The following is a 21,758-nucleotide window of genomic DNA, read 5'->3' as shown; positions in this document are numbered from 1 at the left end:
CATTTTACCCAGTTATTTAAATTTAGTGTTATATCATTAAGCTTTCTGAACAGTGATTGTCCATGAAGCATCATCAAGTTGTTCATAATTAGTAACTGGATAACCTTCTTCAGCTGCCCAATTTGGAATTGCTTCAGTTGCTTGAGTACAATCGAAATCAATTTTTAATTCGTCACCGTTCTCTAAAGTAGTCATTTTCTTTTGTGCTTCAATTAAAGGAAAAGGACAAACCATACCTACTGTACCTAATTCATATACCATAATAAAATCCTCCTAAAAATAAAATTTATGTCGTTTGCGTTTGTGTTTGTGTTTGTGTGGAAACTGTTTGAGTTGTAGATTTTTGTGCTTTTTTCATCGGCTTAATAAATATGAAATAACTCATAAACCAAGCACCTAGTATCATTGATGCAAGCGCAATCCAGCCTTTCCAAGACATTGTAGCTGTTTCAACTAAACCATTTCCGATAGAACAACCACCTGCTACTGATGCACCAAATCCCATGCATACGCCACCAATAACACTATTGCGGATTGTCTTTTTATCAGGTAGTCTCCATTTAAATTCTCTAGCTCCTTTTGCTGCAATATAAGAACCAGCAAAGATACCTAAAACAAGGAATACACCCCAATCTAATAGTTGAAGATCACCAGTTACAAAAAATTGAACGATATTTGCAGAAGGCGTTGTAATTCCTAAACCGTACATTCTGCCAGTAGATTCACTCACTGGCCAAGCCAATAATGCAATTAGCCCAACTGCAATAGCTGCAACAAAAGGATGGTATTTTTTTTCAAATAAATAATAACGAATCCCTGTAAACTTTTGTTTTAATTTGGGTACCGCAAATTTGGGCTTTGGTTTACGTAGTGTTTTAACAGCAAATATAACCGTTATAATTGTTAATAATGCGACCCATACCCATGTTGGAATACCAGTTGTTTGAGCCATACTTGTATTTACATTAGTAGGTTTATTGATACCGTTCATTAAAGGTAATAATAAACCAAATTTAGTAGCAGCTGATGTAAATGCATATGCAATAAGTGCTATCCAGCTACCTATCAATCCTTCTCCAGCTCTATACCATGTACCAGTTGCACAACCACCAGCTAATATAATTCCAATACCAAAAATAAATGAGCCAATAACCGTACCTATGATTGGATATGTTGACTCTGGTATTTCTACTAACCCTGTCGAAGTTAGAATTAGCAGTCCAATACTTTGCACTGATATTGCTATTAACAAGGCATAAAACATTTTATTACTTTTTTGAATATACATATCCCGAAATCCACCAGCAAGACAAAATCGTGTACGTTGCATGACAAATCCCAAAAGTCCACCTACGATTAAGCCACTGATTATTAACCACGTCATAACATTACCTCTTTCCGATAAAATCAATAAGAATTATCATATTAGATTTGTACTGAAATTTCAACCTTTATGTTTTCAGGGTTATTCATAGGTATATGTATAAGATGAAGCGGAGCTAGCGAACAATAAAAAAACTTTGTAGAGACAACTAAACATCAATAATGTTTGTGTCTCTACAAAGTTAATATTTAAAAATCATTATTTATTACTATAATTTTTCATAAAGAAAAGTAAAGACTGTAATTCAATCCCTAAATCAATGTGATGAACTTGTACATCTGACGGTGTATAAACACGTGTTGGTGTGAAATTTAGAATCCCTTTAATTCCTGCTTCAACTAATGTATCTGCAACTTGTTGTGCTACGTTTTCAGGCGTTGTTAATATCACGACATCAATTTGCTCTTGCTTTAATACATCAGTGATTTTTGAAAACGGGCTTACAACCACATTGCCTATTTGTGTTCCTATTACATCATCACGTATATCGAACGCTTCTGTGATAGTCATTTCATCATGAATAGAAAAATTATATGTTAGTAATGCTTTACCTAGGTTCCCTACACCTACGATGGCTATTTTAATTTCATCATTTTCACTTATCTCATTTTTAAAAAAATGTAACAAGCTATCTATATTATAGCCATACCCTTTTTTGCCTAATTCACCAAAATAAGAAAAATCACGACGAATTGTTGCAGAATCAATGTTCAAACCTTCACTAATTGTTTTAGAATTAACTCTGTCTATCCCTTTAGATTTCAAAGTATTGACGAATCTATAATATAACGGTAACCGTTTTAACGTGGCACGAGGAATCTTTTCGCTTTGGTTAGCCAAGATCTTGTCCTCCTATACTATAATCTCTAATTAATCTTATAATTACTTCAACATTATACATTAATACATTATAAAAATAAACACTGGTAGTTTTAACAACACGCAGAATACGGTAGAATGATAATGAATAGAGAGGTGCAAAATCGGATGATATTATTACAATTAAACGACATTACAAAATCATTCGACGGAGAAGATATTTTTAACAATGTAAATTTTGAAGTTAAAACTGGCGAACGTATCGGTATCGTTGGACGTAACGGAGCTGGTAAATCTACATTAATGAAAATTATCGCTGGCGTCGAAGGTTATGATAGTGGTCATATTTCAAAAAGTAAAAATTTAAAACTTGGTTATTTAACACAACAAATGACTCTCAACACAAACCAAACTGTGATTGAAGAAATGTCCAAACCTTTTGAAAATATGAAAAAACTTGAATCTGAAATGAAAAAAGAAACAGATTGGTTAGCTCAGCATGCAAATGAATATGATACAAATGAATATAAAAATCATATTGATCGTTATGAATACTTATCCAATGAATTCGAACAACAAGATGGATATCAATATGAAAGTAAGATAAAAACCGTACTCCACGGTCTAAATTTCACTGAATCAGATTTCAATCGCCCTATTAATGACTTTAGTGGCGGTCAAAAAACAAGGCTTTCATTAGCCCAAATGTTACTAAGTGAGCCTGATTTATTATTGCTAGATGAACCAACTAACCATTTAGATATGGAAACAACGCAATGGTTAGAAAGTTATTTAAACTATTTTAAAGGGGCTATTGTTATCATTAGCCACGACAGATACTTTTTAGATAAAATAGTAAATCAAATCTATGATGTAGCACTTGGAGATGTACAACATTATATAGGTGATTATAAACAATTTATTGAAAAAAGAGATAAGTATTATGAAAAACGCATGAAAGAATATGAACGTCAACAAGATGAAATTAAACGCTTAGAAACATTTGTTGATAAAAATATAGCGCGGGCTTCAACTACTGGCATGGCTAAAAGCCGTAGGAAAATGCTTGAAAAAATGGAAAGAATCAATAAACCAATGGTTGATGCCAAAAGTGCTAATATCCAATTTGATTTTGATCGAAATACAGGTAATGATGTTTTTCATATCAAAGATTTAGATATTGGTTATGAACAGGCAGTTACCAAAGGTATCAACATTGAAGTAACTAAAGGCGACCATATCGCTATTATTGGGCCTAACGGTATCGGTAAATCTACTTTAATCAAGACAGTTGCAGGTATTCAACCAAAATTAAACGGTGAAATTACTACTGGTGCGAATTTAAAAATCGGTTACTATGACCAAAAACAAGCTGAATTTAAATCTAGTAAAACAATACTAGACTATCTTTGGGACCAATACCCTTCAATGAACGAGAAAGACATACGTGCAGTATTAGGTCGATTTTTATTTGTACAAGAAGATGTTAAAAAAATCATTAATGACCTTTCTGGTGGTGAAAAAGCTAGATTACAATTAGCTTTGTTAATGCTTGAACGTAACAATGTACTTATTTTAGATGAACCTACAAATCATCTTGATATAGATTCAAAAGAAATGTTAGAACAGGCATTGGATAACTTCGAAGGAACGATTTTATTTGTTTCTCACGACCGTTATTTTATTAATCAACTTGCAAACAAAGTTTATGATCTAGACACTCATGGTGGCACAATGTATTTAGGTAATTATCAATATTTTATAGAGAAGAAAGAAGAAAACGAAGCGATTCAAGCTAAAAAAGAATATGAAGCTTCACATCAGACAAAACCGATAGTGACCCAAAACGATAATTATATTGATCAAAAACTTCAAAAACGCGAACAACGTCAAATTGAACGCCAAATTGATGAATGTGAAACCGAGATAGATAACTTTGAAACTAAAATTAGTGAAATCAATGAATTGCTTACTTTACCAGATATATATAGTGATCCAGAGGAAGCAAATCGTTTAGCTAAAGAAAAAGAAAGTAGCGAACAAGCATTAGAACAAGTCATGTCAAAATGGGCAGAATTACAAGAAAAGTTAATTTAAAACTAATTTTAACTATAAGTACGAAAAATGATTTTTTCATTTTTCGTACTTTTTATTATTATTTTACACATTAACTATTCACAGCTTTAACCCTATCATCAAAGCTATCCACAGAGTTATCCTATTTATCCACAAGTAAAATGTAACTTTTAAACGGTTGAATATTCAGAAGACAATGCATATCCACACATTTGCTCACGACTTATCAACAAGTTATACACTAATTGTTGATAAGTACGCACGTTCTCTATTGACATATATCACCACTTAACATATCCAGCTATTTGTGAATCCATTTATTTCATGACATAATAAAACATATTAATTTAGTATGAGGTGAAACTTATGTATCCTATTTTTTGGTTCCTAATCGCATTAATAATTGGAACAACACTGTTATTTATTATCACGACAATCATTGCCAATAAAAAATTAAAACATGATATCAAACCTTTATGGTCACTAAGAAAACCTTTAGAATCTTTTGTTCGACCTAATCATAGGTATAGTTATCAATTTGATACATATAAACACCAATTTGATGAAACAAATCTTATAGATGATAAAACTTACGCTGATTTGAATTTAAATGCCCTTTTCGACAACATGAATTTTAATTTTTCTGCAATTGGCGAAATGCGCTTGTATGCAACCTTAAGAAAGATGTTTACGATTCATAATCAAGCTTTAATTCAAAAATTTAAAAATGATGATATTTTTCGTCTTAAAATATCAACCCACCTTGCTAAAATAGGTAAAGCGATTTATCCAACGTTCCCTGATCAATTGACTACAGTGAAACGTAATCATTTTTTTATGTTGACTACGTATTTTCCGTTAGCCTTTTTGCTATTTACATTTTTAAAACCTGAAATCGGTATACTTTTAACTATACTTGCTGCTATATTCAATATGATTTTGAGTGGCATACTTAGAAAAACGTTTGATCAAGATTTGAACTCTTTATTTTATACGTCAAATGTTATTAAAAAAGCTTATGCAATTCATAAAATAGATGGTGCGCCTACCATAGATGTTGACTTTAATCATTTTAAGGCTGCTCGTAGGCTAAGCGGTCTTCTAGGAAGAGTAAATACAGCAGAAGATTCTATGATATTTGCATTTTTATTTAAAGCAATATTTATGTTGGACTGTCATATCTTCCATTTAATACAACATAGCTTTAAAAAATATGAATCTGAAGTTATGGCTTGTTATGAATATATAGGTAGCATAGACAATCATTATGCAATAGCATTGTGGAGAGAAACGCTATCACAATATGCATTGCCTCAAGCAAGTAATGATGATTCAGTAGAATTTGAAGCACTTACGCATCCATTACTTGTCAATGCTATTTCTAATGATTTAGAAATCAATAGCCATATATTATTAACTGGGTCAAACGCGTCAGGCAAATCAACTTTTATGAAAGCAATCGCCTTAAATCTTTTATTAGCTCAAACGATAAATACAGTTACTGCAAATTACTTCAAGTATAAACCTGGTTTAATTTTCACTTCTATGGTGAACCAAGATGATATCTTGTCTGGTGATAGTTATTTTATGACAGAAATCAAATCTATTAAGCGATTATTTGATTTAAAAACAGAGGATAAAATTTATTGCTTTATAGACGAAATATTTAAAGGAACCAATACAACTGAACGTATCGCTGCTTCTGAATCCGTGTTAAATTATTTAGGTAATAGCCAAAATTACGAAATCATAGCTGCGACTCATGATATTGAATTAGCCACGTTATTAGAAGATAATTTCAAAAACTTTCATTTTAATGAGATTATTTATGAAAATGAGATCGCTTTTGATTATAAAGTTAAAGCTGGAAAAGCAGATACAAGAAATGCTATTGAATTATTAAGAATCTTAAAATTCCCTAATCAAGTTTATACGCGAGCTAAAGCATCTTCCACTTAAGTCTTTGAAATCTTAAACCTAATAACATAATCATAAATGCGTTTATGAATGCAAAAAAAAGAACAATGAAGTTTGCATTTACTTCATTGTTCCTTTATTTAGTTTAAATATTTTATTCAGCATTAATCATCCAAGTAACACCAAAAGGATCATTAAACATACCATATAATTCTGACCACTCCGTTTTACCTAACGGCATTGCCTCTTCACATCCAGCTGCTATAGCATTATTAAAAAAATCAATAGCTTGTTGCTTATCCGCTTCATTACTATGATCGAATGTAAATGTTACAATCGCACCACTATTATCGATTTTTTTATTTTTCCATGTGTCACTGCAATAAAATGTTTCACCTAAGACTTTAAATGAAGCATTCATTGTAAAGTTTTTATCTACTTGGAATTCTTCTGGCATATCTGTAAACATTTCATGGTCACCACCAATACGTTGAATATCTGTGGCACCTAAATTTTTTTCATAAAAGTCTAATGCTGCTAAACTATTTTCAAAATTAAAATACTGAACTGATTTCATTTATAAGACGCCTCCTAATAATGTAATGCTTATTTACATTATTCTATATAGTATGACTATATATTAAAATATATACCCATTTTTTAATATTTAAACATTTGAGCTTGATTAAATTGATAAAATCAATCCTTTATCTTTTTCTGAAAGTCATAGTAGTAAATTTCAAAAAAAGTAGAAACATAAATCAAATCACTGTTTGATTTAAAATTCCTACTCCAACATTTCCAGTATTAGTAATTAACATACTTTGTGCGCATTTAATAAGTACATTGTGATACTCAGTTAAAACTACACTATGATTTGTTATTACATATTTAAATATTTACAATACCAATTTTAATTATTTAATGAAAATTGTTCAATATCCATATCGTTAAATCCATTTAATGACATATCTCCAACTAACCCTGCTTGATATAAATAATGTGCTGCAGCACCAATCATTGCAGCATTATCTGTACAAAGGTTTGGGCTTGGTATACGCAAATTGATATCATAATCCTTACATGCTTTATTAAGCGCTGCCCTTAAACCTTTATTACTCGCGACACCACCAGCTACAATTAACTGTTTCACATCATAAGCCTCACAAGCTGACACTGCTTTTCCAACTAATACTTCTACAACACTATTTTGAAAACTCGTTGCAACATCTTCAGGTTTTATTTCAGACCCTTTTTGTCGTAAATTATGCAATTTATTTATCACTGCACTTTTCAACCCGCTAAAACTAAAGTCGTAACTATTTGCCTCTAACCAAACTCTTGGAAAGTTATAACAATCTTGACCATTTGCTGCTAATTGATCAACTTGCGGACCACCTGGATAACCTAAGCCAATCGTTCTTGCAACTTTATCATAGGCTTCACCAACAGCATCATCTCTAGTTTCTCCTATAACTTCAAAATTCAAATGATCTTTCATGTATACAAGTTCTGTATGACCTCCTGAAACGATTAAAGCTATTAAAGGAAATTGTAATGGTTGTTCTAAATGATTTGCATAAATATGCCCTGCAATATGGTGTACAGGTATCAATGGTTTATCATAAGCAAAAGCTAACGCTTTAGCTGCATTGATTCCTACTAGTAATGCACCTATGAGCCCAGGGCCTTGTGTTACAGCAACTGCATCTATATCTTCCATTGTTACTTTTGCTTCATTTAATGCTTGGTCAATTGTCGTTGTAATGCCTTCCACGTGGTGCCTGCTAGCGACCTCAGGTACCACACCTCCAAAGCGTTTATGACTTTCAATCTGACTTAATACAATATTACTTAAAACCTCTGTGCCCTGTTTAATAATACTAACACTCGTTTCATCACAGCTTGATTCAACTGCTAAAATCAATGTTTGCTCACTCATTTAAATTCACCCACATCACTATCGCATCCTCACCTTCACCATAATAATTTTTACGTTTACCACCAAATTGAAAGCCTAAATTTGTATACACATGTTGTGCAACCTCATTGTCTACACGAACTTCTAAGCTCATTATTTCACATTTGGTTTGTACATAATTCATCGCATATTTTAATAATAACTGTCCTAAACCATAACTTCTATATGTTTCATCTATGGCAACTGTTGTAACCTGAGCTTGATCTATCACTATCCAAATACCAATATACCCAATAATCATACGATTATATTCAATAATAAAATAATGTGCAAACTCATTTTGTTCTATTTCATGATAAAAAGCATCAATCGTCCAACTACTGTCGTTAAAACTATTTCTTTCAATATCAAATACTTGAGGTACATCGCTCAAAGTCATCAAACGTATATTTAACTCTTTTTCTGTTGGTTTAACCAATTTCGTTCAGCCTCTGATAATTTAATATAGTTTGGTTTAAATTGATGTATATCGTCAGTAGTTTCAATTAAATGTTTCATATATTTTGCTTTTGGTAAGTTGGGTATGCAATCACTATCTAATAATTCTTTTACTTTTTCAGTATCTATGCCCACAAATACATAGGGTTTCCCCAATCTATGTAATAAGTTGAGAAGTTCTTGTATTGGTAAATATTGATCTTCTTCTATTTGAACCAATTGATTTTCATTATATTGATAAACGCCAGTGTAAACCGCTTCTCTACGTGCATCAAATATTGGAACCAATAGTCGTTCGTCATCTTGAACAGTTGCAGCAAGCGCTTTTAGTGAAGATACACCGTATAGTTCAGCATTCAATGCATAAGCTAAAGTTTTAGCAACGGTTACGCCAATTCTAAGACCAGTATATGAACCAGGTCCTTGTGCAACAATAATAGCATTTATTTCTTCTTTTGCTATTTCACTCTCATTTATCAACTGTTGAATGGCTGGCATTAACTGAGTAGAATGATTTTGCTTCACGTTAGTATTGATTTCACCTAATACTACATTATTTTGCATTACTGCAACAGACAACGGTTGATTCGATGTATCAATCAACAGATATATCATGTTCAACAACCTCCTTTAACTTTTGGTAATGTTCACCGACTGCTTTTATCTCTATTTGTCTTTTCGTTTCATTTATAGTTTTAATATTTATAGTTAGGTGATTATTTGGTAAAAATGATTCAATAAATTCACTCCACTCAATCAATGTAACAGCTTCATCTTCAAAATATTCATCAAATCCCAAGTCTTCTTCACTATCTTCTAATCTATAGCAATCCATATGATGTAATTTAAATGCATTACCTTGATAAGATTTAATGATATTAAACGTCGGTGAATTTATATTTCGTTTTACACCTATGGCTTTACCAATAAATTGCGTTAATGTAGTTTTACCAGCGCCTAAATCACCATTTAATAAAATAATGTCCCCTGTAGATAAATGTTTCGCTAACACTTTTGCAAAATGTGCCATACTTTCTAAATCATTTATTTTAATCATATGCCTCTCCTTTTTTAGCAACAGTTCCAAATTAATTTAGTTAGGGTCGCTTATACTTGAGCTTCGCACAAGTATTTCTATTTACTTTCAAAATATTGTTGATGGATAAAAATGACTAATATATTTAATAATTACATCAGCGCTTAATGATTATCTGCTTCTTTAAAAACTTTATTATCATTAAATTAACTATTATAGTTTAACAAATTTTTTCTTATTTTACTTCAAACTAAAACAAGTTCCAACATTTTGGAATTATTTGAATTGATAGAAAATTTAAAAAAATCATTGACAGTAGAAGTTCAGTATAGTAAATTTAATTTATCGAATTTTTAGACAATTCAATTTAACACATTAAAAGATAAACCATTCTAACGGAAAGGAGCATAATGAGATGACCAAATATACAATGCAATACCAACCAACAACTTCAAATATTTTAGTCATTTTATTATGCTATTAGGACTGGAACTTTAGTAAAGAATCTACTAAATGTTTAAGTCCTATTTCTAGTTGAATGGGACTTGAAAGCGTCCCAATTATTTATTGGGACGCTTTTTTATTTTCAAATTTATGGGGGAATTAATATGAGAAGCGATATGATCAAAAAAGGAGATCATCAAGCTCCAGCAAGAAGCCTTTTGCATGCAACAGGTGCTTTAGAAAAACCAACAGATATGAATAAGCCTTTCGTAGCTATATGTAATTCATATATCGACATTGTTCCAGGGCACGTTCACCTAAGAGAATTAGCTGATATTGCTAAAGAAGCAATTCGCGAAGCAGGTGCCATCCCCTTTGAATTTGACACAATCGGTGTAGATGATGGTATTGCAATGGGACATATTGGAATGAGATATTCACTGCCATCTAGAGAGGTTATCGCTGATGCAGCAGAAACAGTCATCAATGCACACTGGTTTGATGGTGTGTTTTACATACCAAACTGTGACAAGATTACACCTGGCATGTTATTAGCTGCTGTAAGAACCAATGTTCCTGCTATTTTTTGTTCAGGTGGACCTATGAAAGCAGGTTTATCATCACAAGGCAAAGCTTTAACACTTTCTTCAATGTTTGAAGCTGTCGGAGCATTTAAAGATGGTTCAATTTCAAAAGATGAATTTTTGGATATGGAACAAAATGCTTGCCCTACTTGTGGCTCATGTTCTGGTATGTTTACAGCAAATTCAATGAATTGTTTAATGGAGGTTTTAGGCTTAGCTCTCCCATATAATGGTACAGCTCTTGCAGTAAGTGAACAACGTAGAGAAATGATTAGAGAAGCAGCATTTAAACTAGTCGATAATATCAAAAATGACATTAAACCAAGAGACATTGTAACTAAAGAAGCAATTGATGACGCATTTGCTTTAGATATGGCTATGGGGGGGTCTACCAATACAGTATTACACACATTAGCAATTGCAAATGAAGCAGGTATTGATTATGACTTATCAAGGATTAACGAAATTGCGAAGAAAACGCCCTATTTGTCAAAAATAGCACCAAGTTCTTCCTACTCTATGCATGATGTACATGAAGCTGGTGGCGTTCCAGCAATCATTAATGAATTATTTAAAAAAGAAGGTACACTTCATCCAGACAGAATCACAGCTACTGGTAAAACACTTCGTGAAAATAACGAACAAAAAGAGATATTAAATAGTGATGTTATCAGACACCTTGATAATCCTTACGATAAACAAGGTGGCCTTTCAATCCTATATGGTAACTTAGCTCCTAAAGGTGCAGTCATAAAAGTCGGCGGTGTAGATCCTTCAATTAAAGTCTTTAAAGGAAAAGCGATTTGTTTTGATTCACATGATGAAGCCGTTGAAGCGATTGATAATCACGTAGTACGTGAAGGTCATGTAGTTGTGATTAGGTATGAAGGCCCTAAAGGTGGTCCTGGAATGCCAGAAATGTTGGCCCCTACATCATCTATTGTAGGAAGAGGATTAGGTAAAGACGTTGCATTAATCACTGATGGTAGATTTTCCGGGGCAACACGAGGTATTGCTGTTGGACATATTTCACCAGAAGCTGCAGCGGGTGGCCCTATCGCTTTAATTGAAAACAACGACGATATTACAATTGATTTAACAAACAGAACATTAAATGTAGAAGTTACAGAAGAAGTGTTAGAATCTAGAAAGCAAAACTTGAAACCATTTAAAGCAAAAGTGAAAACAGGTTATCTTGCACGCTATACAGCGTTAGTAACGAGTGCTAACACTGGTGGTATTATGCAAGTACCTGAAGATCTCATTTAAGGAGTGAGTATGATGTCTAAACAAACTGAAATACTTGAATATGAAAAATCAGAAAATTTAGATTATTTTGAAACAGCAGAGACAATTGAACCCGAAGTTGAATTAGAAAAAGAAACAATTGATGAAATGAAATCTGGTTCAGAATTACTAGTAGATTCACTTGTAAATGAGGATGTAGATTTTATATTTGGTTACCCGGGTGGCGCTGTACTTCCACTATATGACACATTTTATGACGGGAAAATTAAACATATTCTAGCAAGACATGAACAAGGCGCTTCACATGCTGCTGAAGGTTATGCCCGTGTTTCTGGAAAAACTGGTGTTGTTGTTGTTACAAGTGGACCAGGAGCAACAAATGCAATCACTGGTATTGCAGATGCTTATAGTGATTCATTACCGCTTGTCGTTATCACAGGTCAAGTTGCTACAGCTGGTATAGGTAAAGATGCTTTCCAAGAAGCAGACTTGCTTTCAATGACCACGCCGATAACTAAACATAACTATCAGATTAAAAATGTAAATGAAATTCCAAAAATAATCCACGAGGCATTTCACGTGGCTAACACAGGAAGAAAAGGACCAGTAGTTATTGATTTTCCTAAAGATATGGGAATCTTATCTACTAACGCAGAAATTTCAAACGAATTAAATCTACCTGGCTATTCAGTACCTAATCAACCAGACAAAACAGAAATTCAAAAATTACGTGATTATTTAAAAACTTCTAAGAAACCTGTTGTTTTATCAGGAGCTGGTATAAATCACGCTAAAGCAAATGAAGTTTTCACTGAATTTGTTACACGACATCAATTGCCTGTAGTTAGCACTTTATTAGGTTTAGGTGCCATACCATATGAAAATCCCCTATTTTTAGGCATGGGAGGTATGCACGGATCATATGCCAGCAATATGGCATTAACTGAGTGCGATCTACTCATAAACTTTGGTAGTCGTTTTGATGACAGACTTGCTAGCAAACCGGATGAATTTGCACCTAATGCAAAAATTGTTCATATCGATATTGATCCATCAGAAATTAATAAAATAATCAAGGTTGATCTAGGCATCATTGCGGATTGTAAGGCAACATTAGAAGCTTTACTAGAATTCGATAGCTATTCAATCAACCATGATGACTGGTTAGAAAAATGCTTTAACAATAAAGCAGAACAACCTTTTGCATACAGTGAAGACCCTGATGGTACGTTTTCAAAACCACAACGCACAATTGAGTATATAGGAGAAATTACACAAGGTGATGCAGTAGTTACTACTGATGTTGGTCAACATCAAATGTGGGTTGCCCAGTACTATCCATTTAAAAATCATGGCCAATTAGTTACGAGTGGTGGCTTAGGAACAATGGGATTTGGCATACCTGCAGCAATCGGTGCAAAGTTAGCTCAACCTGATAAAACAGTTGTGGCCTTTGTCGGCGATGGCGGTTTCCAAATGACCAATCAAGAATTAGCAATACTAGAAGAATACGGTTTAGATATAAAAGTTGTAATTATCAATAATGGTACGTTAGGTATGGTTAAGCAATGGCAAGATAAATTCTTTAACAAACGTTTCTCTCATTCTGTCTTTAATGGACAACCCGATTTCTTAAAATTGGGTGAAGCATACAATGTTAAAGGTTTCCTTATCGATGATCCAACACATTTAGAAGAACAACTAGATGCTGCTTTCAAACATGATGGTCCTGCATTAATTGATGTTCGTATCTCACCTATCGAACCAGTTAACCCAATGGTTCCTAGCGGTAAAGCTAATTATGAGATGGAGGGATTATTATGAGACGCACATTTAGAACAAGAGTTTTAGATAAATCTGGTACTTTAAATAGATTAACGAGCATCTTTGTTCGCAGACAATTTAACATTGTCACGTTATCAGTTACACCTACTAGAGAAGATGGCGTTTCCAACATAACATTCGTAGCAGAAATTCCAGATTCAGATGTTCTAAGAAACCTAATTAGTCAATTAGAAAAACAAATAAATATCATTGATGTAGAAGATATCACTGATACTAACACTTACAACAGAGAATTGGTGCTTGTGAAATTAGAAACACCAAGCAACCATCAAGATTTACAAAAAGTAATTAAACCTTATGATGCGCTAGTCTCTATTTTAAAAAATGAAGATCCTTATACCTATCTACAAGCATCAGGTCCACAGTATACAATGGATAATTTATTAGACGATCTATCATCATATAACATTGAACAAGTTTCAAGAACTGGTTCAGCCGGTTTAGTTTAAAACACAAGTCACCAAACTATAATTTAAAAACATGGAGGATTTTATTATGACAACAGTTTATTATGACCAATCAGTAACGAAAGATGCATTACAAGGTAAAAAAGTAGCTATCATTGGCTATGGTTCACAAGGACATGCCCATGCTCAAAACTTAAAAGATAACGGCTATGACGTGATTATTGGCATCAGACCAGGGCGTTCATTTGATAAAGCAAAAGATGATGGTTTCGAAGTATATCCTGTAAATGAAGCAGCAAAACAAGCTGATGTCATCATGGTATTATTACCAGATGAAATTCAAGGACAAGTATATAAAGAAGAAATTGAACCTAATTTAGAACCAAATAATGCACTTGTTTTCGCACATGGATTTAATATTCACTTTAATGTTATTCAACCACCTGAAACAGTAGATGTATTCTTAGTAGCACCAAAAGGACCTGGACATTTAGTTAGACGTACCTTTACCGAAGGAAGCGCTGTACCTGCCCTATTTGCAGTTGAACAAGATGCTAGTGGAGAAGCTACTGATTTAGCATTAAGTTATGCAAAAGGTATTGGCGCAACACGTGCTGGCGTTTTAGAAACATCATTTAAAGAAGAAACTGAAACTGACTTATTTGGTGAACAAGCTGTACTTTGTGGTGGTACAACAAAACTAATTCAAACTGGTTTTGAAACTTTAGTTGAAGCTGGTTATCAACCAGAAATTGCTTACTTCGAAGTATTACATGAAATGAAATTAATTGTTGATTTAATGTATGAAGGTGGCATGGAAAACATGCGTTATTCCATCTCAAACACAGCTGAATTTGGTGACTATGTATCAGGACCACGCGTAATCACTCCAGATGTTAAAGATAATATGAAAGCAGTACTTAACGATATCCAACAAGGAAACTTCAGTGATCGTTTCATCAAAGATAATGAAAATAATTTCGAAGAATTCCATAAACTACGTGAAGAACAACACGGACATCAAATTGAAGCGGTAGGTAGAGACTTACGTGAAATGATGCCGTTCATTAAATCCAAGAGTATTGAAAAATAACTAGTTATATGATGATGTCTGAAGAATCAAGCGAAGTCCCCCTTTTATTTTAAGGACAAGTTAAGATTCTTCAGCCGACACATCATATTCAACTAAATCTATTTATTAGGAGATGTTTAAAATGACTAGCCATATTCAAATTTTTGATACAACACTAAGAGACGGAGAACAAACGCCCAGCGTAAACTTTTCATTCGATGAACGCTTGAAAATTGCGAAGCAACTTGAAAAATGGGGCGTTGATATCATCGAAGCTGGTTTTCCTGCTTCAAGTTCAGGTAGCTTTAAATCTGTGGAAGCTATTTCTAAAGCATTAACAACCACTGCTGTTTGTGGCTTAGCACGCTGTGTAAAAAAAGATATTGACGCAGTGTACCAATCAACTAAAGAGGCTGTAAAACCTAGAATACATGTATTCTTAGCAACTAGCCCTATACATCGTGACTCAAAACTCATGATGTCTAAAGAAGAAGTGTTAACATCAATCAAAGAGCATGTTGCTTATGCTACAAAGTATTTTGACGTAGTTCAATTTTCACCAGAAGATGCTACAAGAACGGAACTGCCCTTCTTAATCGAATGTGTGCAAACTGCAGTTGATGCGGGAGCAAGTGTAATCAATATACCTGATACTGTTGGATTTAGTTATCCTACAGAATATGGCAAAATTTTTAAAACACTCCAAGAAAACGTTAATACGAATCACGAAGTTATTTATAGTGCACACTGTCACGATGACTTAGGCTTGGCAGTTGCAAATAGTATGGCCGCAATTGAAAATGGCGCCAAACGCATTGAAGGCACCTTAAATGGTATTGGCGAACGTGCAGGTAACACAGCCCTAGAGGAAGTTGCACTTGGCCTATACGTTCGACAAGATCATTATGGTAATCAATCACAAATAAATCTTGAAGAAACTAAAAATACATCTGATTTAATAGCACGATATGCAGGTATTCGAGTCTCAAGAAACAAAGCTATTGTCGGACAAAATGCTTTTAGTCACGAATCAGGTATTCATCAAGATGGTGTTCTTAAAAACCCTGAAACTTATGAGATTATGACACCACAATTAGTAGGCGTCAAAACAACTGAACTACCACTTGGTAAATTATCAGGTAAACATGCCTTTTCAGAAAAGTTAGTCGCATTGGGATATGATGTAGATTCAGAAGAACAAAAAGAACTATTTAAGCAATTTAAAACAATCGCTGATAAGAAAAAAGCAGTTACTGACAGAGATATACATGCGCTCATTCAAGGTACTGAACACGAACAAAATGCAATCTATAAAGTAGAAGCACTACAACTACAATTCGTCTCAAATGGACTACAAAGTGCTGTCGTAGTTATTCAAGATAGAGATGGTAATACGTATCAAGACTCAAGTATTGGTACTGGCTCAATTGTTTCTGTATACAATGCGGTAGATCGAATTTTTGATCGCAAAACTGAACTTATAGATTATCGCATTGACTCTGTAACTGAAGGTACTGATGCACAAGCAGAAGTTCACGTGCAAATTAAAATAGGAGATCAAATTGTTACAGGTGTAGGTATTGACCATGACATCTTATTAGCGTCATGTAAATCTTATGTTGAAGCACATGCTAAATACGTTTCTAATTCAGAAGTGAAAGAAGGTATTCACTCATGAGTTATAAGATTGTAGCACTTCCCGGGGATGGGATTGGGCCAGAAATTTTAAATGGTTCACTAGAAATTCTTTCACAACTAAGTGATATCTATAATTTTAACTATGAAATAGAAACACATGATTTTGGCGGTATCGCTATTGATAATCATGGTACACCACTACCAGATACGACGCTAAATGCTTGTAAACAAGCCGATGCAATTCTATTAGGTGCTGTTGGTGGCCCAAAATGGACAGACCCTAACAATAGACCTGAACAAGGTCTATTAGGTATTCGAAAAGCATTAGGTCTATTTGCTAATATTCGCCCCACTATTGTAACAAGCGGTACCAGCAATTTATCACCTATTAAAAAAGAACGTGTAGCTGGTACAGATTTTATTTTAGTGAGAGAGTTAACAGGTGGTATTTACTTTGGCGAACCAAAACATTGGGATGAAGATAAAGCTTTAGATTCCTTAACTTATACACGCACAGAAATAGAACGAATTGCAAGGGTTGCTTTTGATTTAGCCCAAAATCGTCATAAAAAATTAACTTCAGTAGATAAGGAAAATGTACTATCTTCTAGTAAATTATGGAGAAAAGTTATAAATGATGTATCTAAAGAATATCCAGAGGTTGAGGTTAATCATTTACTTGTAGATGCTTGCGCAATGCACATCATTACAAATCCTTCTCAATTTGACGTCATTGTAACTGAAAATTTATTTGGAGATATTTTAAGTGATGAGGCATCTGTAATTCCTGGTTCACTCGGTCTTTCGCCATCAGCGAGTTTTAGTGAAAAAGGACCAAGACTCTATGAACCAATTCATGGTTCTGCACCGGATATTGCAAATAAAGATATTGCAAATCCATTCGGCATGCTTTTATCAGTGGTTATGTGTTTAAGAGAAAGTCTTAATGCACCTGAAGCAGCTCAAAAATTAGAATCAGTCATATACCAACTTATCGAAGATGAAAAAACGACTCAAGATCTCAATGGTAAATATAAAACAACAGATATTTTTAAATTTATTAAACAAAATCTTTAAAAAGGAGGAGATGTCATATGGGTAAAACACTATTTGACAAAGTTTGGAATAAGCATGTCTTAACTGGTAAAGAAGGTGACCCACAATTATTATATATAGACCTACATCTTATACACGAAGTCACATCTCCTCAAGCTTTTGAAGGGCTCAGACTACAAAATAGAAAGTTGCGCAGACCAGATTTAACATATGCAACACTAGATCATAACGTCCCTACGATTGATATTTTTAATATCAAAGATGAAATTGCTAATAAACAAATAACAACACTTCAAAAAAATGCAAAAGAATTTGATGTGCATATATTTGATATGGGTTCTGATGAACAAGGCATCGTGCATATGGTTGGTCCTGAAACCGGACTTACACAACCTGGAAAAACAATCGTATGTGGAGACTCACATACTGCCACACACGGTGCTTTTGGTGCAATTGCATTTGGTATTGGAACTAGTGAAGTAGAACATGTTTTTGCAACACAAACATTATGGCAAACAAAGCCTAAAAATTTAAAAATTGATGTAACTGGTAAATTACCTACAGGTGTATATGCAAAAGATATTATCTTACATCTTATTAACCAACATGGTGTTGACTTTGGTACTGGATATGCACTTGAGTTTTCAGGTGAAACTATAAGTAGTCTATCAATGGAAGCTAGAATGACTATTTGTAATATGGCAATCGAAGCAGGTGCAAAATATGGCATGATGGCTCCTGATGAAACTACATTTGAATATGTTAAAGGAAGACCCTATGCAACAAACTATGCGTACTCTGTGGATGAATGGCGTGAATTATACACAGATAAAGATGCAAATTTTGATAAAATCATACAACTAGATGTATCTGATTTAGAACCACAAGTGACTTGGGGTACTAGCCCTGAAATGGGTGTTAGCTTTAATACACCATTCCCCGAAATCAATGACGTTAATGATGAACGTGCCTACAACTATATGGGGTTAAAACCAGGCCAAAAAGCAGAAGACATTGATTTAGGTTATGTATTTTTAGGTTCTTGTACGAACGCCCGACTATCTGACCTAATAGAAGCGAGCCATATTGTAAAAGGAAATCAAGTGCATCCAAATATTACAGCAATCGTTGTTCCAGGGTCTAGAACTGTAAAGATAGAAGCAGAAAAGCTAGGGCTTGATAAAGTATTTAAAAATGCTGGATTTGAATGGAGAGAACCTGGTTGTTCGATGTGTCTTGGTATGAACCCAGATCAAGTACCTGCTGGTGTGCATTGTGCATCAACAAGTAATCGTAACTTTGAAGGACGTCAAGGTAAAGGTGCACGAACACATCTAGTCTCCCCTGCTATGGCAGCTGCTGCAGCCATTAACGGTAAGTTTGTAGACGTAAGAAAGGTGGTTGTATAATATGGAAATTCAACCAATCACAACCTATACTGGTAAAGTTGTGCCACTGTTCCATGATAATATAGATACTGACCAAATCATTCCAAAAGTGCACCTAAAACGAATTTCTAAATCTGGTTTTGGACCTTTTGCCTTTGATGAATGGCGCTACTTAGAGGATGGATCCGACAATCCAGATTTCAATCCAAATAAACCAGAATACCAAGATGCCACTATTTTAGTAACGGGTGATAATTTTGGTTGTGGCTCGAGCCGTGAACATGCAGCTTGGGCAATTAAAGATTATGGGGTTGATATTATAATTGCTGGTAGTTATAGCGATATATTTTATATGAATTGTACTAAAAATGCGATGTTACCTATCGTATTAAATGCAGATGAACGTCAATATATTGCCAATGCAGGCAAAGTCACTGTTGACTTACCTAATCAAACTGTAACTGCAAATAATAAATCATTTCACTTTGACATTGATGGAACGTGGAAAAATAAACTTGTTAATGGACTTGATGATGTTGCGGTAACACTACAATACGAAGATGAAATTCAAGCATATGAAACGTCAAAAACTTTTTAACGAAACTTAAATAAAGGTGTGAAATTTATGGCTGTTAAAACAACTGTTTCTTCAAAAGATATAGATGAAGCTTTCTTACAATTGAAAGATGTTGTTAAAGAAACTCCTTTGCAAAAGGATCATTACTTATCGCATAAATATGATTGTGATGTCTATTTAAAAAGAGAGGACTTACAATGGGTTAGATCATTTAAATTAAGAGGTGCTTATAACGCAATTATAGCGTTAAATGAAAGTGATAGACAAAACGGTATTACATGTGCAAGCGCAGGTAACCATGCACAAGGTGTTGCATACACGGCTAACAAACTTAATTTAAATGCTGTTATATTTATGCCTGTGACTACGCCTCTTCAAAAGATAAATCAAGTGAAATTTTTTGGTGGAAGTAACACTGAAGTCGTACTCACCGGTGATACATTTGATGATTGTCTAAAAAAGGCGCTCACGTATACACAAGATCATAAAATGAATTTCATCGATCCATTTAATAATATTTATACAATTGCTGGCCAAGGTACACTAGCTAAAGAAATTTTAGAACAATCTAAAGAGGATAACGTACAATTTGATTATTTATTTGCAGCTATAGGTGGTGGTGGATTAATTTCAGGGGTAGGTACTTACTTTAAAGAACATTCACCACAAACTTCAATCATTGGCGTAGAGCCTGCTGGTGCTAGTAGCATGTATGCTTCGGTTGTGCTAGAAAATCAAATTGTGACTTTACCTGAAATTGATAAATTTGTGGATGGTGCATCTGTAGCAAAAGTCGGTGAAATCACATATGATATCGCCAAAAATGTAGTTGATGACTACGTACAAGTCCATGAAGGTGCTGTATGTTCAACAATCTTAGACATGTATTCTAAACAAGCAATTATAGCTGAACCTGCTGGTGCTTTGAGTGTTTCAGCATTAGAACAATATCGTTCAGAAATTAAAGGTAAGACAGTTGTTTGTGTTGTAAGTGGTGGTAACAATGATATTAACCGCATGAAAGAAATCGAAGAACGTTCTTTATTATTTGAGGAAATGAAACATTATTTCATTCTCAACTTCCCACAAAGACCTGGAGCTTTAAGAGAATTTGTAAATGATGTGCTTGGACCAAAAGATGACATTACTAAATTTGAGTATCTTAAGAAAAGTTCTCAAAATACAGGGACTGTTATCATCGGTATCCAATTAAATAATCATCAAGATTTAGATAACTTAAAGTTAAATGTAGATGAATTTGACCCTTCAAATATCTACATTAATGAGAATAAAATGCTTTATTCACTATTAATTTAAAAAAGTCTAGCTTATGCTAGACTTTTTATTTTATGTTCAATACGAATTTAACATTTTCAATTTATTGTTCTAATGGTACTTATGCATGAGCTTTTGCTCATGCCATGTATTTCCGTTTCCTTTCTCTTACAGAACGTAAGTCGGCTACCTTCGGCGCTAAGGACCTTTCCTGACTTTAGACAAGCGCTCGCATCTTTTCTCAGTTTCACGCTTTCCTCACTCACTTACCACTTGTAAGCTCGTTTCGTCTTTCGCTCACTTCGTCAGCTTCAAGCGCTTTCTTTTGTCAGTTTGCAGTTCTTCGAACTGGAAGCTAAGCTCCTTTTTGATGCAAAAAAAAGAGACCCTTTCGGGTCTTAATTGCCTGGCAACGTCCTACTCTTGCGGAACGTAAGTCGGCTACCTTCGGCGCTAAGGACCTTTCCTGACTTTAGACAACCGCTCGAATCTTTTCTCAGTTTCACGCTATCCTCACTCACTTACCACTAGTAAGCTCGTTTCGTCTTTCGCTCACTTCGTCAGCTTCAAGCG

19 protein-coding genes are annotated in these 21,758 nt (G+C 34.0%); 11 read left to right on the top strand and 8 right to left on the bottom strand.

The window, feature by feature from the left end:
- Positions 1 to 36: 36 nt before the first annotated feature.
- The 3 genes from KA926_RS08895 to KA926_RS08885 form a co-directional block, all read right to left on the bottom strand.
- Positions 37 to 261, bottom strand: coding sequence for a sulfurtransferase TusA family protein (locus KA926_RS08895; RefSeq protein WP_019469551.1), 225 nt, complete (start codon positions 259 to 261; stop codon positions 37 to 39).
- Positions 262 to 286: 25 nt separating this feature from the next.
- On the bottom strand, positions 287 to 1,384 hold the full coding sequence (locus tag KA926_RS08890) for a YeeE/YedE family protein (RefSeq protein ID WP_210144139.1): 1,098 nt from the start codon (positions 1,382 to 1,384) through the stop codon (positions 287 to 289).
- A 198-nt stretch (positions 1,385 to 1,582) separates the two neighbouring features.
- Positions 1,583 to 2,224: a redox-sensing transcriptional repressor Rex gene (locus tag KA926_RS08885; RefSeq protein ID WP_119535942.1), complete on the bottom strand. Its 642-nt coding sequence runs from the start codon at positions 2,222 to 2,224 to the stop codon at positions 1,583 to 1,585.
- Positions 2,225 to 2,371: 147 nt separating this feature from the next.
- Between KA926_RS08885 and KA926_RS08880 the strand changes: the two genes are divergently transcribed.
- Positions 2,372 to 4,300, top strand: a complete 1,929-nt coding sequence (locus KA926_RS08880; RefSeq protein WP_119535941.1) for an ABC-F family ATP-binding cassette domain-containing protein — start codon at positions 2,372 to 2,374, stop codon at positions 4,298 to 4,300.
- Between the two features lie 345 nt (positions 4,301 to 4,645).
- On the top strand, positions 4,646 to 6,238 hold the full coding sequence (locus KA926_RS08875; protein WP_210144138.1) for a MutS-related protein: 1,593 nt from the start codon (positions 4,646 to 4,648) through the stop codon (positions 6,236 to 6,238).
- Positions 6,239 to 6,350: 112 nt separating this feature from the next.
- On the opposite strand, the gene KA926_RS08870 is transcribed toward KA926_RS08875, so the two are convergent.
- From KA926_RS08870 to tsaE, 5 genes are all read right to left on the bottom strand, one after another.
- Positions 6,351 to 6,773, bottom strand: a complete 423-nt coding sequence (locus KA926_RS08870) for a VOC family protein (RefSeq protein ID WP_107383582.1) — start codon at positions 6,771 to 6,773, stop codon at positions 6,351 to 6,353.
- A 336-nt stretch (positions 6,774 to 7,109) separates the two neighbouring features.
- Positions 7,110 to 8,138 carry a tRNA (adenosine(37)-N6)-threonylcarbamoyltransferase complex transferase subunit TsaD gene (gene tsaD / locus KA926_RS08865; RefSeq protein WP_107383581.1) on the bottom strand — a complete coding sequence of 343 codons (1,029 nt, stop codon included), beginning with the start codon at positions 8,136 to 8,138 and terminating at the stop codon, positions 7,110 to 7,112.
- Positions 8,131 to 8,556: a ribosomal protein S18-alanine N-acetyltransferase gene (gene rimI / locus KA926_RS08860; RefSeq protein ID WP_419110155.1), complete on the bottom strand. Its 426-nt coding sequence runs from the start codon at positions 8,554 to 8,556 to the stop codon at positions 8,131 to 8,133. Before rimI ends, tsaD begins: the two co-directional genes overlap by 8 nt.
- An 11-nt stretch (positions 8,557 to 8,567) precedes the next feature.
- The gene (gene tsaB / locus KA926_RS08855) at positions 8,568 to 9,230 is read right to left on the bottom strand and encodes a tRNA (adenosine(37)-N6)-threonylcarbamoyltransferase complex dimerization subunit type 1 TsaB (protein WP_210144136.1); all 663 of its coding nucleotides are present in this window, start codon (positions 9,228 to 9,230) and stop codon (positions 8,568 to 8,570) included.
- Complete coding sequence (gene tsaE / locus KA926_RS08850) at positions 9,211 to 9,672, bottom strand: tRNA (adenosine(37)-N6)-threonylcarbamoyltransferase complex ATPase subunit type 1 TsaE (RefSeq protein WP_119535880.1); 462 nt, start codon at positions 9,670 to 9,672, stop codon at positions 9,211 to 9,213. Before tsaE ends, tsaB begins: the two co-directional genes overlap by 20 nt.
- A 587-nt stretch (positions 9,673 to 10,259) precedes the next feature.
- Between tsaE and ilvD the strand changes: the two genes are divergently transcribed.
- The 9 genes from ilvD (at position 10,260) to ilvA (ending at position 21,227) form a co-directional block, all read left to right on the top strand.
- The gene (gene ilvD, locus KA926_RS08845; RefSeq protein WP_119535879.1) at positions 10,260 to 11,948 is read left to right on the top strand and encodes a dihydroxy-acid dehydratase; all 1,689 of its coding nucleotides are present in this window, start codon (positions 10,260 to 10,262) and stop codon (positions 11,946 to 11,948) included.
- Between the two features lie 12 nt (positions 11,949 to 11,960).
- A complete protein-coding gene (ilvB, locus tag KA926_RS08840) occupies positions 11,961 to 13,751 on the top strand; it encodes a biosynthetic-type acetolactate synthase large subunit (RefSeq protein WP_107383576.1) in 1,791 nt (596 codons plus the stop codon).
- On the top strand, positions 13,748 to 14,221 hold the full coding sequence (ilvN, locus tag KA926_RS08835) for an acetolactate synthase small subunit (protein ID WP_119535878.1): 474 nt from the start codon (positions 13,748 to 13,750) through the stop codon (positions 14,219 to 14,221). Before ilvB ends, ilvN begins: the two co-directional genes overlap by 4 nt.
- A 46-nt stretch (positions 14,222 to 14,267) precedes the next feature.
- On the top strand, positions 14,268 to 15,272 hold the full coding sequence (ilvC, locus tag KA926_RS08830) for a ketol-acid reductoisomerase (protein WP_019469538.1): 1,005 nt from the start codon (positions 14,268 to 14,270) through the stop codon (positions 15,270 to 15,272).
- A 121-nt stretch (positions 15,273 to 15,393) separates the two neighbouring features.
- The gene (locus KA926_RS08825) at positions 15,394 to 16,929 is read left to right on the top strand and encodes a 2-isopropylmalate synthase (RefSeq protein ID WP_210144135.1); all 1,536 of its coding nucleotides are present in this window, start codon (positions 15,394 to 15,396) and stop codon (positions 16,927 to 16,929) included.
- Positions 16,926 to 17,966 (top strand): 3-isopropylmalate dehydrogenase, encoded by a 1,041-nt coding sequence (leuB, locus tag KA926_RS08820; RefSeq protein ID WP_107383573.1) that lies wholly within the window; start codon positions 16,926 to 16,928, stop codon positions 17,964 to 17,966. The genes KA926_RS08825 and leuB overlap by 4 nt, the downstream gene beginning before the upstream one ends.
- 17 nt (positions 17,967 to 17,983) lie before the next feature.
- Positions 17,984 to 19,354, top strand: a complete 1,371-nt coding sequence (leuC, locus tag KA926_RS08815; RefSeq protein ID WP_210144133.1) for a 3-isopropylmalate dehydratase large subunit — start codon at positions 17,984 to 17,986, stop codon at positions 19,352 to 19,354.
- A 1-nt stretch (position 19,355) separates the two neighbouring features.
- Positions 19,356 to 19,931: a 3-isopropylmalate dehydratase small subunit gene (gene leuD, locus KA926_RS08810; protein ID WP_210144131.1), complete on the top strand. Its 576-nt coding sequence runs from the start codon at positions 19,356 to 19,358 to the stop codon at positions 19,929 to 19,931.
- Between the two features lie 27 nt (positions 19,932 to 19,958).
- Positions 19,959 to 21,227, top strand: a complete 1,269-nt coding sequence (gene ilvA, locus KA926_RS08805; protein WP_107383571.1) for a threonine ammonia-lyase IlvA — start codon at positions 19,959 to 19,961, stop codon at positions 21,225 to 21,227.
- The last annotated feature ends 531 nt before the right edge of the window (positions 21,228 to 21,758 follow it).

Source organism: Staphylococcus sp. GDY8P94P, assembly GCF_017892255.1.
Taxonomy (GTDB): domain Bacteria; phylum Bacillota; class Bacilli; order Staphylococcales; family Staphylococcaceae; genus Staphylococcus; species Staphylococcus cohnii.
Note: the sequence above shows the minus strand (reverse complement) of the source record. Positions and strands in the feature narration are given on the sequence as shown.

What these genes read in the sequence shown, in the direction of transcription:
- leuB (WP_107383573.1), top strand. Translation starts at nt 16,926, where the DNA reads ATGAGTTATAAGATTGTAGCACTTCCCGGGGATGGGATTGGGCCAGAA.
- tsaD (WP_107383581.1), bottom strand. Translation starts at nt 8,138, where the DNA reads ATGAGTGAGCAAACATTGATTTTAGCAGTTGAATCAAGCTGTGATGAA.
- leuC (WP_210144133.1), top strand. Translation starts at nt 17,984, where the DNA reads ATGGGTAAAACACTATTTGACAAAGTTTGGAATAAGCATGTCTTAACT.
- KA926_RS08890 (WP_210144139.1), bottom strand. Translation starts at nt 1,384, where the DNA reads ATGACGTGGTTAATAATCAGTGGCTTAATCGTAGGTGGACTTTTGGGA.
- tsaB (WP_210144136.1), bottom strand. Translation starts at nt 9,230, where the DNA reads ATGATATATCTGTTGATTGATACATCGAATCAACCGTTGTCTGTTGCA.
- ilvD (WP_119535879.1), top strand. Translation starts at nt 10,260, where the DNA reads ATGAGAAGCGATATGATCAAAAAAGGAGATCATCAAGCTCCAGCAAGA.
- ilvB (WP_107383576.1), top strand. Translation starts at nt 11,961, where the DNA reads ATGTCTAAACAAACTGAAATACTTGAATATGAAAAATCAGAAAATTTA.
- KA926_RS08880 (WP_119535941.1), top strand. Translation starts at nt 2,372, where the DNA reads ATGATATTATTACAATTAAACGACATTACAAAATCATTCGACGGAGAA.
- leuD (WP_210144131.1), top strand. Translation starts at nt 19,356, where the DNA reads ATGGAAATTCAACCAATCACAACCTATACTGGTAAAGTTGTGCCACTG.
- ilvA (WP_107383571.1), top strand. Translation starts at nt 19,959, where the DNA reads ATGGCTGTTAAAACAACTGTTTCTTCAAAAGATATAGATGAAGCTTTC.
- rimI (WP_419110155.1), bottom strand. Translation starts at nt 8,556, where the DNA reads ATGACTTTGAGCGATGTACCTCAAGTATTTGATATTGAAAGAAATAGT.
- KA926_RS08895 (WP_019469551.1), bottom strand. Translation starts at nt 261, where the DNA reads ATGGTATATGAATTAGGTACAGTAGGTATGGTTTGTCCTTTTCCTTTA.
- KA926_RS08870 (WP_107383582.1), bottom strand. Translation starts at nt 6,773, where the DNA reads ATGAAATCAGTTCAGTATTTTAATTTTGAAAATAGTTTAGCAGCATTA.
- KA926_RS08875 (WP_210144138.1), top strand. Translation starts at nt 4,646, where the DNA reads ATGTATCCTATTTTTTGGTTCCTAATCGCATTAATAATTGGAACAACA.
- ilvC (WP_019469538.1), top strand. Translation starts at nt 14,268, where the DNA reads ATGACAACAGTTTATTATGACCAATCAGTAACGAAAGATGCATTACAA.
- KA926_RS08825 (WP_210144135.1), top strand. Translation starts at nt 15,394, where the DNA reads ATGACTAGCCATATTCAAATTTTTGATACAACACTAAGAGACGGAGAA.
- ilvN (WP_119535878.1), top strand. Translation starts at nt 13,748, where the DNA reads ATGAGACGCACATTTAGAACAAGAGTTTTAGATAAATCTGGTACTTTA.
- tsaE (WP_119535880.1), bottom strand. Translation starts at nt 9,672, where the DNA reads ATGATTAAAATAAATGATTTAGAAAGTATGGCACATTTTGCAAAAGTG.